The 12,334-nt window shown below is 59.1% G+C and carries 14 protein-coding genes; 8 read left to right on the top strand and 6 right to left on the bottom strand.

The window, feature by feature from the left end; all coding sequences use genetic code 11:
- Positions 1–222 precede the first annotated feature (222 nt).
- The 7 genes from cobA (at position 223) to JZI28_RS17865 (ending at position 6,884) form a co-directional block, all read left to right on the top strand.
- Positions 223–951 carry a uroporphyrinogen-III C-methyltransferase gene (gene cobA, locus JZI28_RS17895; protein ID WP_375698468.1) on the top strand — a complete coding sequence of 243 codons (729 nt, stop codon included), beginning with the start codon at positions 223–225 and terminating at the stop codon, positions 949–951.
- A gap of 345 nt (positions 952–1,296) precedes the next feature.
- Positions 1,297–1,656, top strand: coding sequence for a polyketide synthase (locus JZI28_RS17890; RefSeq protein WP_297341523.1), 360 nt, complete (start codon positions 1,297–1,299; stop codon positions 1,654–1,656).
- A gap of 63 nt (positions 1,657–1,719) precedes the next feature.
- Positions 1,720–2,559: an MbnP family copper-binding protein gene (locus JZI28_RS17885; RefSeq protein ID WP_375698467.1), complete on the top strand. Its 840-nt coding sequence runs from the start codon at positions 1,720–1,722 to the stop codon at positions 2,557–2,559.
- Positions 2,559–3,686: an MbnH family di-heme enzyme gene (locus JZI28_RS17880; protein ID WP_375698466.1), complete on the top strand. Its 1,128-nt coding sequence runs from the start codon at positions 2,559–2,561 to the stop codon at positions 3,684–3,686. Before JZI28_RS17885 ends, JZI28_RS17880 begins: the two co-directional genes overlap by 1 nt.
- Positions 3,687–3,695: 9 nt before the next feature.
- On the top strand, positions 3,696–4,163 hold the full coding sequence (locus tag JZI28_RS17875; RefSeq protein ID WP_375698465.1) for a copper chaperone PCu(A)C: 468 nt from the start codon (positions 3,696–3,698) through the stop codon (positions 4,161–4,163).
- A gap of 454 nt (positions 4,164–4,617) precedes the next feature.
- A complete protein-coding gene (locus JZI28_RS17870; RefSeq protein ID WP_375698464.1) occupies positions 4,618–5,334 on the top strand; it encodes a Crp/Fnr family transcriptional regulator in 717 nt (238 codons plus the stop codon).
- 713 nt (positions 5,335–6,047) lie between these two features.
- Entirely contained in the window at positions 6,048–6,884 is an 837-nt protein-coding gene (locus tag JZI28_RS17865; protein ID WP_375698463.1) for a helix-turn-helix domain-containing protein, read from the top strand.
- A 95-nt stretch (positions 6,885–6,979) separates the two neighbouring features.
- On the opposite strand, the gene JZI28_RS17860 is transcribed toward JZI28_RS17865, so the two are convergent.
- The 4 genes from JZI28_RS17860 to ectA form a co-directional block, all read right to left on the bottom strand.
- Complete coding sequence (locus tag JZI28_RS17860; RefSeq protein ID WP_375698462.1) at positions 6,980–7,645, bottom strand: GntR family transcriptional regulator; 666 nt, start codon at positions 7,643–7,645, stop codon at positions 6,980–6,982.
- Positions 7,646–7,731: 86 nt separating this feature from the next.
- On the bottom strand, positions 7,732–8,130 hold the full coding sequence (locus JZI28_RS17855) for an ectoine synthase (RefSeq protein ID WP_295448397.1): 399 nt from the start codon (positions 8,128–8,130) through the stop codon (positions 7,732–7,734).
- Between the two features lie 4 nt (positions 8,131–8,134).
- On the bottom strand, positions 8,135–9,421 hold the full coding sequence (ectB, locus tag JZI28_RS17850) for a diaminobutyrate--2-oxoglutarate transaminase (RefSeq protein WP_375698461.1): 1,287 nt from the start codon (positions 9,419–9,421) through the stop codon (positions 8,135–8,137).
- A 66-nt stretch (positions 9,422–9,487) separates the two neighbouring features.
- On the bottom strand, positions 9,488–10,018 hold the full coding sequence (ectA, locus tag JZI28_RS17845; RefSeq protein ID WP_295448390.1) for a diaminobutyrate acetyltransferase: 531 nt from the start codon (positions 10,016–10,018) through the stop codon (positions 9,488–9,490).
- 218 nt (positions 10,019–10,236) lie between these two features.
- On the opposite strand from ectA, the gene JZI28_RS17840 reads away from it, so the two are divergent.
- A complete protein-coding gene (locus JZI28_RS17840) occupies positions 10,237–10,728 on the top strand; it encodes a MarR family winged helix-turn-helix transcriptional regulator (RefSeq protein ID WP_295448387.1) in 492 nt (163 codons plus the stop codon).
- A 74-nt stretch (positions 10,729–10,802) separates the two neighbouring features.
- On the opposite strand, the gene JZI28_RS17835 is transcribed toward JZI28_RS17840, so the two are convergent.
- Both JZI28_RS17835 and JZI28_RS17830 read right to left on the bottom strand, forming a co-directional pair.
- Positions 10,803–11,240: a hypothetical protein gene (locus tag JZI28_RS17835; RefSeq protein WP_375698460.1), complete on the bottom strand. Its 438-nt coding sequence runs from the start codon at positions 11,238–11,240 to the stop codon at positions 10,803–10,805.
- Between the two features lie 35 nt (positions 11,241–11,275).
- Positions 11,276–12,232 carry an SLAC1 anion channel family protein gene (locus JZI28_RS17830; RefSeq protein WP_375698459.1) on the bottom strand — a complete coding sequence of 319 codons (957 nt, stop codon included), beginning with the start codon at positions 12,230–12,232 and terminating at the stop codon, positions 11,276–11,278.
- Positions 12,233–12,334: the final 102 nt, after the last annotated feature.

Genomic DNA, 12,334 nt, shown 5'->3' with positions numbered 1-12,334 from the left:
CTGACAGGTCGTTCCCTTGCTGGAGCCGAAACCCCTAGATCAGCAGCCCCCCTGCGGGGACTTCGACGGTTTGCCGCGCGCCTGGCAGAGTCTACACCTGCTGTTGTGGAGCTTTCTCTCCTCGCCCGCAGAAGCGCGAGCTTGCGCCAATTACGCCAGATGGCATCTGGGCTGTGGCACGCCACTGACAGATCCATTCCCAGAAATCAGCAGGTGGGGTCTGTGGCCCTGGTTGGCGCCGGACCCGGTTGCAAGGATCTGATCACCCTGCGCGGAGCACAGCGCCTGCAAGAGGCCGATGTGATCTTTTTTGACCGCTTGATTGACCCCGAAGTGCTGGATTTGGCCCCTGCAAATGCAAAACGCATTTATGTGGGCAAGGCCCCAGGCTGCCACCACTGGCCACAAGAAAAGATCTCGCAGGCGCTGGTGGCCATTGCCGGTCAGGGGCAACGGGTCGTGCGGTTGAAGTGCGGCGACCCTGGCGTCTTTGCCCGGGGGGCCGAAGAGATTGATGCCCTGGATGCGGCAGATATTTCCTATGAAATTATCCCCGGCGTCACCGCAGCCAGCGCAGCCTCAGCTGCATTGGGTGGGTTCCTGACAGAACGCGGCACCTGTGACACCCTGGTTCTGGCCACCGGCCAGACAGCAAAGGATGCGGGCAATGCCAATTGGATTGCTCAGCTGCAACCTGGAACCCGTATGGCGATCTACATGGGGGTTGGGGCCGCCGCAAATACCGCCAAGGCCCTGACTGAGGCCGGTCTGGAAAAACAGGTCTCCATCGACATCGTTTCCCGTGCCCAGCAAAGTGATCAGGTAACCGCCAAGTGTCGCGCCTCGACCCTGCTCGAGACAATCGAAACCTCTGGGATCTCAAATCCGGCGATCATGTTCCTGACTTGGCCCCAGTCCGCGACAGAAGTTAACTCCCCACAGCGAGGCTAAAGGTCAGGCCGCATACCAGGCGAAACGCCTGCTTCAGAAACGACCTGCGGAATGGACCATGAACCGAAACAGGTTGCTTGGGCGACGGGGAGCCCCAAGAGAACGGTAGCGAACTTGATGTGTGGACCACTTTCAAAACCGGTACCCAAGATTTTCTCTATTCTGACAGCGCTCAGATGTTGCGAACAAAGGGCAACCAAGAGCGCGTCGGTCCAAATATCAACCATTGGGCCGCCCTGCTGATTGCAGACAAACAGGCTGCAAAGGAACATCGCGCTGGCACACAGGGGATGCGACCCTATGAACGCTTGCGGATCCGGCAGTGTGTGCTAGCCAGCTGTGGCGATGAAGATTTGGCAAATCATATTCCCTCTGCGCGCGCTGGTCGTGCTGCTGACCGTTGCTTTGGCAACCACCGGATTTGCACATCGTGCGCCATCGCAAACAGACCAAGCAGTGCTGGACTATGCGGCGCTCTTTGGCATTGACGCCGCTTCGATCTGTGGTGGCTCGGATGACCCGGGCGCCACGCAGGAGTGTGAAGCCTGCCGCTTGCAGGCGGCCATGGCTCTGCCAGAGCCGCCGCTGGTTGCCTCCGTTGCCGAACTGTCCTTCTCCCCGCCCCACTGGGTGCCACAATCCCACGTTCTGGAAACCCTCTCCGCCGAGGCGACCCGTCCGGCGCGTGCCCCTCCTATCGTCTGAACTTTGCGAATCTATTTGTGAAACACCCGGCCCGCGCGCCGGATCAGACCTCTGGAGACTTCCATGAAACTCGCTCTTCAAGCGGCCCTTGCCGCCCTGCTTCCCGCGACCGCTGCCTTTGCAGATCAGGACGTTAAGATCAATTTTGCCGCCGAAATCGGCGGGCACCCCTTTGCCTGCGACGCGACCTTCACCGACATCGGAAGCACCGGTGCTGCGGTGCGCGGCACGGATTTCCGCCTCTATGTCAGCGATGTGGCGATGATCGCGGCTGACGGCACACGCAGCCCTGTGACTTTAGCCGAAAGCGCCTTTCAGCATGACGGCGTCGCCCTGCTGGATTTTGAAGATGGCAGTGCCGCTTGCGCCAATGGCACCGCGCCCCTGAACACCCAGCTGGCTGGCACTGTTGCTGAGGGCAGCTATACTGGTGTGGCTTTCAACGTCGGTGTGCCGTTTGAGATGAACCACGGCGACCCCACCACCGCCCCCACGCCGCTCAACCTGACCTCGATGTTCTGGAACTGGCGCGGCGGCTACAAGTTCGTGCGTATCGACATGGTGCCGACAGACAAGGCAGCAAGCGGGCCAAAAGGCTGGTTCCTGCACCTTGGCTCGACCATGTGCAAATCCGGTGGCAAGACAGACGCCCCCGCCGCACCCTGCAAGAACCCCAACCTGATGGCGGTCAGCTTTGATGGCTTTGATCCGGCGAAACAAACGCTGGTCATCGATCCGGCGCCAGTGGTTGCAGAGGCTGACATGCGCTCCAACACGCCCCAGACCTCGCCCGGCTGCATGTCCTTCCTGAACGATCCCGACTGCGACACGGTCATGACCAAGCTTGGCTTGCCGTTTAAAGATATCGCAGCGGGAGAACAGCAGTTGATCGCGGTTCGGTGATGCGCAGCGCCGCGCGTGGTGCGGCGGTGAGCGTGATCCTGTCAGGTTTACTATCCGGGGCGGGTTTCGCCCTGGATGCGGCAGAGGCCTATGACTGGCCCCTGCCGGACTGGATGCCGCGCCCCTCCGTACCAGAAGACAACCCCATGAGCGCCGCCAAGGTCGAGCTTGGCCGCCATCTGTTCTACGATGCCCGCCTGTCCGGCGATGGTACTGTGGCCTGCGCCTCGTGCCACGACCAGGGCCGTGCCTTTACCGATGGGCGCCAGGTGGCTGTGGGCATCCACGGCACCCATGGCAAGCTGAACGCGCCCAGCCTTGCCAACGTGGCCTACCTGCCGGCGAATTCCTGGGCCAACCCGCATATGACCTCGCTCGAGTTTCAAGCGCTTGTGCCTTTGTTTGGCGAAGCACCCGATGAAATGGGCGCAACCGGGCAGGAGGCGCGTATCTTTGCGACGCTGGCCGAGGATCCCTATTACGCGCAGGCTTTTGCACAGGCATTCCCGCAGCAGCCCAGACCAGAGCTGTTCACAGTGACCCGCGCGCTGGGGGCCTTTCAGCGCAGCCTGATGTCCTTTGACAGTGCCTATGACCGCTTCAAATACGGCGACGAACTGGATGCGCTTTCGGATGCCGCCAAACGGGGTGAGCAGCTGTTCTTTGACCACCGGTTTGAATGCTATCACTGTCATCAGGGCGTGTTGTTCACCGACAATTTCAAACGCGAGGGCAGCCCCTGGGTGGAGACCGGCTTTCATAACACCGGGCTATACGCTGACTACCCCGCCAGTGCGCCGGGCCGGATCGAATTCACCGCAGAGCAGGGCGACGCGGGCCTGTTCCGCACCCCATCCCTGCGCAATGTGTCTGTGACAGCGCCCTATATGCATGACGGATCAATCCCCGATCTGCGCGGCGTTCTGGCCCATTACGCCAAGGGTGGCCGTGAAGGCCACAGCAATCAGGACGGCATGATCGTGGGGTTCACCGCCACCGAAGCGGAAATTGCCGATCTCATCGCCTTTCTCGAAAGCCTCACCGACGAGCGCTTACTGACGAACCCGGATCACGCTGACCCGTGGCCAAAAGATCATCCCGCCCGCCTCAAACGGGCCGAACCCTAGGAGACAGAAATGAAACGCGCGATACTTGCCCTGATGCTGCTGGCTGCGCCCGCTGTGGCCCACGACCAGATGACTGGCGATTTGCATATCATCCACCCGTCGATCCCGGCGCCCAACGACACGGCCAAGTCGGCTGCGGGGTATATCACCATCTCAAACGAAGGTGAGACCCCCGAAGAGCTTCTTGGTGTGCGCTCGCCCTTTGCGGCCTCGACAACCTTGCACACCACAATTTTTGAGGACGGGATCGCCAAGATGCGGCCGCTGATCGGTGTTCCCCTTGCGCCAGGTGACGTCGTCAACCTGGAACCGGGCGGGATGCATGTGATGTTCATGGGGCTGACAGGCACCGCGAAAGAGGGCGACATGATCCCGGCCACGCTGATTTTCCGCAAGGCTGGCGAGGTCGAGGTGGAATTCATGGTCGATCCGGCCGACGGGGCGGATCATTCCCAGATGGACCATTCGGGCCACTAGTCCTTGTTCCTCCCGGGCCTCATAACACGCGCGCTGCTTTTGCTGGCGCTGATCGGGTCGGCCACCGTGCCGAACGGGTTTATGCGTGCATCTGGCCCCCAGGGTCTGCGGCTGGTTCTGTGCACGAGCGCAGGCAAGCAAGAGGTTTGGCTGACTGACACAGGCGATATTATCCCTGTTGAAGACACCACGCCCAGCCATGACGCTCCCGCGTCTCACCACGATGCGTCCTGCGTTCAGGTCAGCGTTGCAGGCACCGATGCCCCGCCCTACGTCGGGGAGTGGATCCGCTTGCGGTTGATCGCAACGACGACGCTGCGCAGCGCCGCACCCCTGCCGACCTCTTCCCATTCTCCCAGACGTCATCGAACACGCGCACCTCCCCTCCCGGCTTGACCCTTTCGCCGGGGGCGACCTGCCCCTTGTCCACCCTTTCACGACAAGGACGTTCAAGATGAACGCGATGAACCACGACTGGGCAGAGGCCTCCCTCCGTCCAAACAACACTTGCCCTGCACTCCTGCAGGGGCTGAACGCCGATGAAATGAGCCGAGTTTGGAACCGGTTCGAGGAAGACTGTCTCGCCGATGGTGAGGTACTGCTGCGTGACAGGGCAGAACCGCTGCACATCGGGTTGGTGCTGAAAGGCGCCCTGCGCGAAGACGTATCGGTGCCACAGGGTGGCACGCGCTTGTTTGCCCTGACCTTTGCCGGTGAGGCGCTTTCGCCACTTGGCCCGCGCCAAAAAGGCGGACGTCTCAGCGCCATCGGAGACACCCGTCTGCTGACCTGCGACCACGAGGGGTTTGCGGATCTCAGCAGAGAAATCCCACGCCTGCAACTCAACCTGTTTGGTGTATTGCAGGACCAGATCGAAGACGCGCACCGCTGGCAGCTGCTGCTCGGACGCAAGACCGCAGCCGAACGCGTGGCCTCCATTCTGGCCTGGTTTCATATGCGTCAGGGCACGCCCGAAGAAATTGACTTGCCAGTGACCAGAGCCGAACTTGGTGAGATGTCCAGCCTGACGCTGGAAACCGTCTCTCGCCAGGTCCGCGCCCTGGAGAAGGTCGGCGTGATCAGCCTCCCAAAGCCGAGCCAGGTGCGCGTTCTTGACAGCAAAGCGTTGCTGGAACGCTCCTGTAATTCACCGATACTCCGTGCTGCCTGATTAGGCTCTACAAGGGGAAAATATCGCGTATTCCTGCGTGACATGGCCTGTACTCAACAGGCCATGTCCGCCCGACGTCGCGTGCCCTATCTGGTAAATCCATATGGGGTCGCGGGCTTTGAAAAGGCTTACCGTTGTCGCAACAGCCCTGGGATCACGGCTCATTCACCCAGCCTGTTCAGTCTGACCAGTTTTTAGCTGCAGCGGCAGGTCTGCGTAAAATAGCCACTCTAATTCAATCGGATGTAACGCCATCAGCGGGCATAACCCTCAAACCCCAAGGGCCAGAAGGGTTAGAAGGGTTAGAAGGGTCAGTGAACAGAGGCGTTTCATGTGTGGCGTCCTTTTATTTGCAACACAGGTAGCCTATGAGGAACAGCGATCACCCGGCGTCCTGAAACGCGATCAAGGACGGCACATCGTGGTTCTGTTTTGCGATCCGGGACGCAGCGGGACTGGGCTAGCCCAAAGGAGGCCTCTGGTGCTGCACATCGCTATTCTTGCGGCGACAATGTCACTCAGTGCGGTGATGCCTTTTCCTGGCCCGCATTTCTGTGGCGGGGCGCTACGGTGCCTCCTCGGCGGCGCTCAGCGTCTTCTTTGGGCTCACAACACTCTCTGCGGGCCTTCTTCTGGCAACGCTTCTTTGGCCGGACACGTCACTGCGACAATGGCGCGCTGTTCTTGGCGCCGCGGCTCTGCCCGCGCTGTATTTGCATTTTGCCTTCGGTTCCGCCCTCGACCGTCGTCCGGGTGCGGCAGAAATTTTTCACCTAGCCCCGATGGTGGCTGTCGCTGCCGGCCTTCTGCTCAATGCATTCTGGGCAATTGACCCGATTTTGCTTGTCACTTATGGCGGTTATCTCTGGGCCTTGGTGCGTCTGCATGGTCGCGGGGCACAGCATTTTTGCCGTCTCGGCCCCGAGGTGGCAACGACGCTTCTTTGGTTGCGCATCGTGATTGGGGTGCTTTGCGCCAGCTTGGCGCTTGAGGTGGCAATCTTTTCCGAACTGCTTTGGGGTGGGGCAATCGAGACGTCGCGGCCGCTCCTGCTCTCTACGATGCTCTTCTTCGGCCTCGTTTCTTATGCCTTGCTTGGGGCAATGGGGCGTCCTTCTCTTTTTGAGCATGTTTATGGCCTGGTGGTTGACCGGGCGACGCTGCCGACGGAGACAGAAGATAGCGTGACCGCCGAGCCTGCCGACTATGCGCTTCTCCAGCGCATCAACGCCTTCCTCGAAGATCCCGCGATCCTGGCAGACGATCGCTTGACGCTCAGCCGCTTGAGTAAACGGCTGGGCGTCCCCGCGCGCGCGGTCAGCGTTGCCGTGAACAGGATTACCGGGCAGAGTTTTTCTGATTTGCTCAACGACAGAAGGATCGCTCTGGCCACACGCCTCATGGAGGAAGATCCGGACTGTTCGCTGTTGGAGGTCATGTACGCCGCAGGATTTGGATCCAAATCCAACTTCTATACGCAGTTCAAGCGGCGCACAGGTATGACGCCGGCAGCCTTTCGGATGCAACTCTGTGCGGGGCAGGGGGCGTGACATCTGCACTCTGACAGTCGCAGCCCAGCAACGCCCCCTGAAATTTCGGACACCCGGACAAGACCGGATGAGATCCAGGGCTTAGGGCGCCTGTATTAGGGGGCCAGCATTCTGGTGTAGGCGATTTGGTAATGCGCTGCGGCTTCCAAATTCTGCACCGCTAGGGCTGAGTGGATATTGGTGACATGCGCGTCTAGGTTTTCACAAGCAGTGCTGCACCACTCGGTGTCTTTTGCCAGACTGTGCAGCTGATGGCGCGTGGTTCGGCCGTAATAGCTCTTGCCGCTGTCCCGCAGGGCGGCGTTTTCGGTGATCTCTACAAAGGCATCAAATGCCTCCATATCAAGCTGTGCAAAGCCGACCACGTTTGGTTTTTCTTTCAACTCAGCACAACGCTCACTCAAGGCTTCAAAGCGCAATGAGGCTGCGTCCAGTTCGGTCGTCGGATCAATTTCAACAATCGCGCGTTCCAGTGTGGCACGCACAACAAAGTTTTGCGCAAGGGAGGCGGCGTTCAGCGTCGTTACAAAGGTTCCAACACCCTGGCGCGATGTGATGAGCTCTTCGCGCTCTAGCCAGGCCAAAACGCGACGCAGAGGCGTGCGGCTACAGGCGAATTCCTTTGCCAGATCCGTTTCCGACAGGCGCATTCCTGGTGGGTAGTGCAGGGTGCAAATGCGATGCCGAAGAGTATCGTACATGATGCTCAATCGGTCTTGAACACCCTCGGCAGCCTCAAGTGCTTTGACCAGCTTATTCATGCCCAGCCCTCTGGCGATGGTTCGCCTGTTGCCACGTGGCGGGGGCAGGGGGTGCAAAAAACACTCTCTGCCCCACTTGTAATAGGTTAGGCGGTTTCAAGCTCTAAGGCGTAGGATCCGTCTTCTTGGTGCGTTTCATTACCGGTTACGGGCGGATTGAAACAGCAGGCCATAACCAGTTCTTCGTCAGCAACAAGCGTATGGCGGTCGTGTTTGTCCAAAGCATACATAACGCCCGGGCGGATCATGTGGGTTTCACCTGTCGCAAGATCGGTGATCGATCCGGTTCCCTGCATGCAATAGACACTCTCAAAGTGGTTTTTGTACTCAAAAGTGTGCTCGGACCCGGCCTCGAGAAAGGTGATATGGAACGAGAAGCCCATTTTGTCTTCTGCCAGAAGCATGCGCACGCTGCTCCATTTGGCATCAGATACCACGCGATCCCGTTTGCTTTTGACGATCTCGTTAAAATCCCGTACAATCATGTACTTACTCCGCTGCAAATTTATGGCCGCCGATCACATCCTGTGCGGCGTTGATGAGAATAGAAAGCCCGCGCTGAAGCATGCTGTCCGTCGTTGTCAGCGGTGCAAGGATCTTGACCACCTGATCTTCGGAGCCCGAGGTCTCAATAATGAGGCCCTGCTCAAATGCTCTGGCGCAGATTTTGCCGGCCAGGTCGCCACATCCCACGTCCACGCCTTGCATCATGCCACGGCCCTTCAGGCGCGCCTCTGGAACCATCGCCGCGAGGGATTGCAAGCCCTGGGAAATGATGTTGGAGCGCCGCAAAATATCCTGCTGCAAACTGTCGTCAGACCAAAATTTTTCAATGGCAACAGTGGCAGTCACAAAGGCATGGGTATTGCCCCGAAAGGTCCCATTGTGCTCTGCCGGCCCCATGATGTCATGTTCTGGCTTCACCAGCACCAAACCCATCGGCAAACCAAAGCCGGAGATCGATTTGGCCAGGGTCACGATGTCGGGGCTAATGCCGGCTTCTTCAAAGGAAAAGAAGCTACCGGTGCGTCCACAGCCCGCCTGAATGTCATCGATGATCAACAGCGCGCCGGCCTCCTGCGCCAGCTCCGCGACCCGCTTTAACCAGCTTGTGCTGGCTGCATTCAGCCCGCCTTCACCTTGAACGGTTTCCAGCAAAATGGCGGCAGGCGCATCCATGCCTGAAGACCGATCCCTGAGCATGGCTTCGAGAAAATCTGTAGTGTCACAGGACTGACTCAAATAGCCATCATAAGGCATCCGCGTCACATTGTTGAGCGTCACACCCGCGCCACCTCTATGGTAGCTGTTGCCGGTTGCGGCCAGGGCACCCTGGGTGACGCCGTGAAAGCCGTTGGTGAAGCAGATGACATTGCTGCGACCAGTGACCTTGCGGGCAATTTTCATCGCCGCTTCGACAGCATTTGCACCTGTCGGCCCGGTAAACATCACCCTGTGGTTCATGTCGCGTGGCTGCAGGATATGCTGCTCAAAAGTTTCCAGGAACCGGGCCTTCACAGCCGTGTGCATATCCAGGCCATGGGCCACACCGTCGGTGTCGATATGTGCGATCAGGGCTTGTTTCATATCCGGATCATTGTGTCCGTAGTTCAAAGATGAACATCCGGCGAGAAAGTCGATGTACCGCTTTCCGCTCTGGTCGATCATCTCAGCCCCTTTGGCAGAGGCAAAGACCGTATCAAACCCGCGGCAATAGCTGCGGGCTTCAGATTCTCGACGCCCGAAAATGGCTTTGTTGGTAAGCTGTTTGGACATGGGGTTTCTTTCAGATTTAAGAGGAGGCAGGAAAAATTGGCTGGCAAAAAAGGGCATGCGCATTGCTCAGGCGGCAAGCGCCTGTTGCCTGGCCAAAGGAATGGTCACGAGGTTTTCAGTCTTGTGCCGTTCCTGAAAATGTAGCGCTTGTGTGTAGTAGGGCTGAATGTCCATCTGGCTGTCTTGAAAACTTGCGAACCTGCGGAACAATGACCAAGACGCGTTATTGTCAGCGGTGATTGTGGTTTGCAGGCGATTTACGTCTTCACACTGGCGGCGGCGCAGAATGGCTTGCAGCATCATCGAGCCCAAGCCGCGACCGCGCGCCTTTTCTGCCACTGCGACCTGCCAGACAAACAGTGTCTTAGGATCATTTGGCAAGACATAGGCAGATACCCAGCCGACCGTCTCGTGAGACAATTCCGCCAGGCAACAGGTGTCGGCAAAATGGTCGCTCTGCAAGAGGTTGCAGTACATGGAATTTTCATCAAGCGGCTTGCAGGCCTGGACCAGCTCCCAAACCTTGGCACCGTCTTCGGCTACGGGTTTGCGGACCGCGGGGAGGTCTATGCGCCGTGGGTCAATGGGATGTTGCATTCTGAACTTCTCCTATCGCTTTGGACGTCGAAGTATCAGGCAATGGCCAAAACTTCAACTGTCAAAGTAAATTAGCGTGTATTTTGGCAATAAATGGCAAATATATTCTCAATATGTCGCAAACAGGCCCTTATTTGCTTCATCTATAGAAGGGATTTGGGAATTGAATGCTATTGGCCTAGGCTGTAAACTTTGATGTCTGAAGTACCGGAGATTTCATGGACCGCACGGACCGCATTGACAGCAGCCTGATCGCGCTTCGGCGCATCATTCGTACAACCGAGTTGTTTGGACGCGAAATTCGTCAAGCGACCGGCGTTACCCCCGCCCAGTTTAGAGTGCTTCAGATCATTTCGGAGCATGGCTTTGCCACGGCAAAGGCAATCTCGCTTCGTATGCAGGTCTCGCAAGGCACGGTGACCTCACTCGTTGACAAGCTGGTTCGAGATGGGCTGGCCTTGCGTGAAAAATCCCGTGAAGACCGACGGCAAATTCATATCACACTGACGGATGCAGGTCGTGAAACGCTTGCAGATGCGCCCGACCCATTGCAGCAGCGGTTTGTGCGTAAGTTCTCGGCGCTGAATGATTGGGAACAGGCCATGCTGGTTGCCAGCTTGGAACGGGTCGCCGCCATGTTGGACGCTGAAGATCTGGACGCGTCTCCTGTTCTGGCGACGGGTGAGATTCGTCCCGCAGGCGCGCCGTGAACCCATCAACAGATGTAGATCTGATTGCGAAATCCCCCACGCGGTGAAGGCCGCGCGGGGGATTCGGGTGCCTCTCAGTAGGATGTGATCCGCGCATTGGCGGCAACCATGGCAGCGGCCATGGACTGCGGATTGGCGACGCCCACGCCCTCGATCAGCACCGATTGGTCCGCGCCTTTGCCCGGCAGGTAAATCGCGCAGACCTCAACGAGGTTGTTCGGGCCGGCCATGATTTTGCGCATCAAGCCTTGCGGGCTCATGTCGCGCGGTGGCTGCGGGGCGGTCGCCGTTGCCGGAGCGTCCTTCAGCGCCATATCGGCTGCGGGGCCGCAGAGCATGATGTGCTGTGCGACGCCCTGCTTTGCGGCATTGGCAGCCAGCACCATGGCCATCAGCTGGGTCTGCGCTTCGGCGGCGGTCAAGATGGTGACGAGCGTCTCAGGCTTGTCCTGTGCCATGACAGGGGTGGCAAGGGTCAGTGCAGCAATGGCCGCCAGTACAGGTTTCTTCATGGAGTCTCTCCTAAGTTTGAGTTTGGCGGCACTGGTCACTCCGGGCGGCAGATCTCGCCACGCATCATGGCGCGCAGGGTGGCAACGACCAGTGTCGCAATGATAAGGCAGAGGGCGATCAATGCGGTCTGTCCGGCCCAGAAATGCGCGACGCTATCGGTCAGCGCAGCAAAGCGCAGTGTGGCAAGGGTCAGCGCTGCGACGGGAAAGCTCAGCGCCCAGTGGGACAGGCCGAACGGCAGGCGACGCAGCTTGCCCACTTGCGTCAGCGCCAGAGCGAGGAAAACCAGTGTCGCGCCATACAGGAAGCGGGCAAACTCATCCAGTACGCCGCCATTCAACTGCAGCCAGGCCAGGAAGCCCACGGCGGGCGGCGCGATCAGGATAGCCAGTGTTGGCACCATGCGCCCCGGCAACGGGTCATGAAAAATCAGCCGGTTCATTACCAGCACCAGCAGCACGATCCAAAAGATCATCCCGGCAGAAAAGAATACCCAAGAGGTCTCGGGGAAACCGAGGCCGACCCCCGCGATCGGCGCCACCACGTTGCCCACAGCCGGAATGAACCACGCGGGCGAGATGTGGATGGTCTGAAATGCCCGGTGGCCAATCCAGTTTGACAGCACCGCCAGCGTCAAGCCGCCCTGGCCGCAGGCCCCCACCAGCCACACGGTGCTGGCCACCTCCGGCAGGGTCGGTGCCAGGGCCGTGGCAATCAGCAAGAGGGAAATGGAGAAGGCGGGAAAGAAGGCCAGTTTCACCGGATGCTGCCATTCAGCCGCGACCGCTTGTGGATGGCGTAGGGCTTTCAGGGCATAGGTCGCGACAAGCGCCAAGAAAACCGCGATCGTCAGGGCCAAAGCGGTGAGGCTCGCGGCCTCCCAATTGGCGGCATGCAGCGCCGTGGTCAGGCCGGACAGCCCCATGACGGAGGCAAAGAACGGCACGGGAAAATGTACCAGCCGGGGTTCGGAACCAGGAGTTTCAGACATGGGATGATCCGCGAAATGAGGGGGAAATAACAGGAGCGGACCCGACATATGGGGCCGGGTCCGAGAGAGCCGGGGCAGAAAGGACGCAAAGCCCCGGCCATA

The sequence above is a fragment of the Pseudophaeobacter sp. TrK17 genome (assembly GCF_042192375.1).
Lineage (GTDB): Bacteria > Pseudomonadota > Alphaproteobacteria > Rhodobacterales > Rhodobacteraceae > Pseudophaeobacter.
The sequence above is the reverse complement of the archived record's forward strand: the minus strand, read 5'-3'. Positions and strand labels throughout refer to the sequence as shown.

Bases quoted from the DNA above. Each gene is read 5' to 3' on its own strand.
- JZI28_RS17875 (WP_375698465.1), top strand. From the start codon at position 3,696: ATGAAACGCGCGATACTTGCCCTGATGCTGCTGGCTGCGCCCGCTGTG.
- ectA (WP_295448390.1), bottom strand. From the start codon at position 10,018: ATGCAACATCCCATTGACCCACGGCGCATAGACCTCCCCGCGGTCCGC.
- JZI28_RS17885 (WP_375698467.1), top strand. From the start codon at position 1,720: ATGAAACTCGCTCTTCAAGCGGCCCTTGCCGCCCTGCTTCCCGCGACC.
- JZI28_RS17830 (WP_375698459.1), bottom strand. From the start codon at position 12,232: ATGTCTGAAACTCCTGGTTCCGAACCCCGGCTGGTACATTTTCCCGTG.
- JZI28_RS17870 (WP_375698464.1), top strand. From the start codon at position 4,618: ATGAACGCGATGAACCACGACTGGGCAGAGGCCTCCCTCCGTCCAAAC.
- JZI28_RS17890 (WP_297341523.1), top strand. From the start codon at position 1,297: ATGAAGATTTGGCAAATCATATTCCCTCTGCGCGCGCTGGTCGTGCTG.
- JZI28_RS17840 (WP_295448387.1), top strand. From the start codon at position 10,237: ATGGACCGCACGGACCGCATTGACAGCAGCCTGATCGCGCTTCGGCGC.
- ectB (WP_375698461.1), bottom strand. From the start codon at position 9,421: ATGTCCAAACAGCTTACCAACAAAGCCATTTTCGGGCGTCGAGAATCT.
- JZI28_RS17855 (WP_295448397.1), bottom strand. From the start codon at position 8,130: ATGATTGTACGGGATTTTAACGAGATCGTCAAAAGCAAACGGGATCGC.
- JZI28_RS17835 (WP_375698460.1), bottom strand. From the start codon at position 11,240: ATGAAGAAACCTGTACTGGCGGCCATTGCTGCACTGACCCTTGCCACC.
- JZI28_RS17860 (WP_375698462.1), bottom strand. From the start codon at position 7,645: ATGAATAAGCTGGTCAAAGCACTTGAGGCTGCCGAGGGTGTTCAAGAC.
- JZI28_RS17880 (WP_375698466.1), top strand. From the start codon at position 2,559: ATGCGCAGCGCCGCGCGTGGTGCGGCGGTGAGCGTGATCCTGTCAGGT.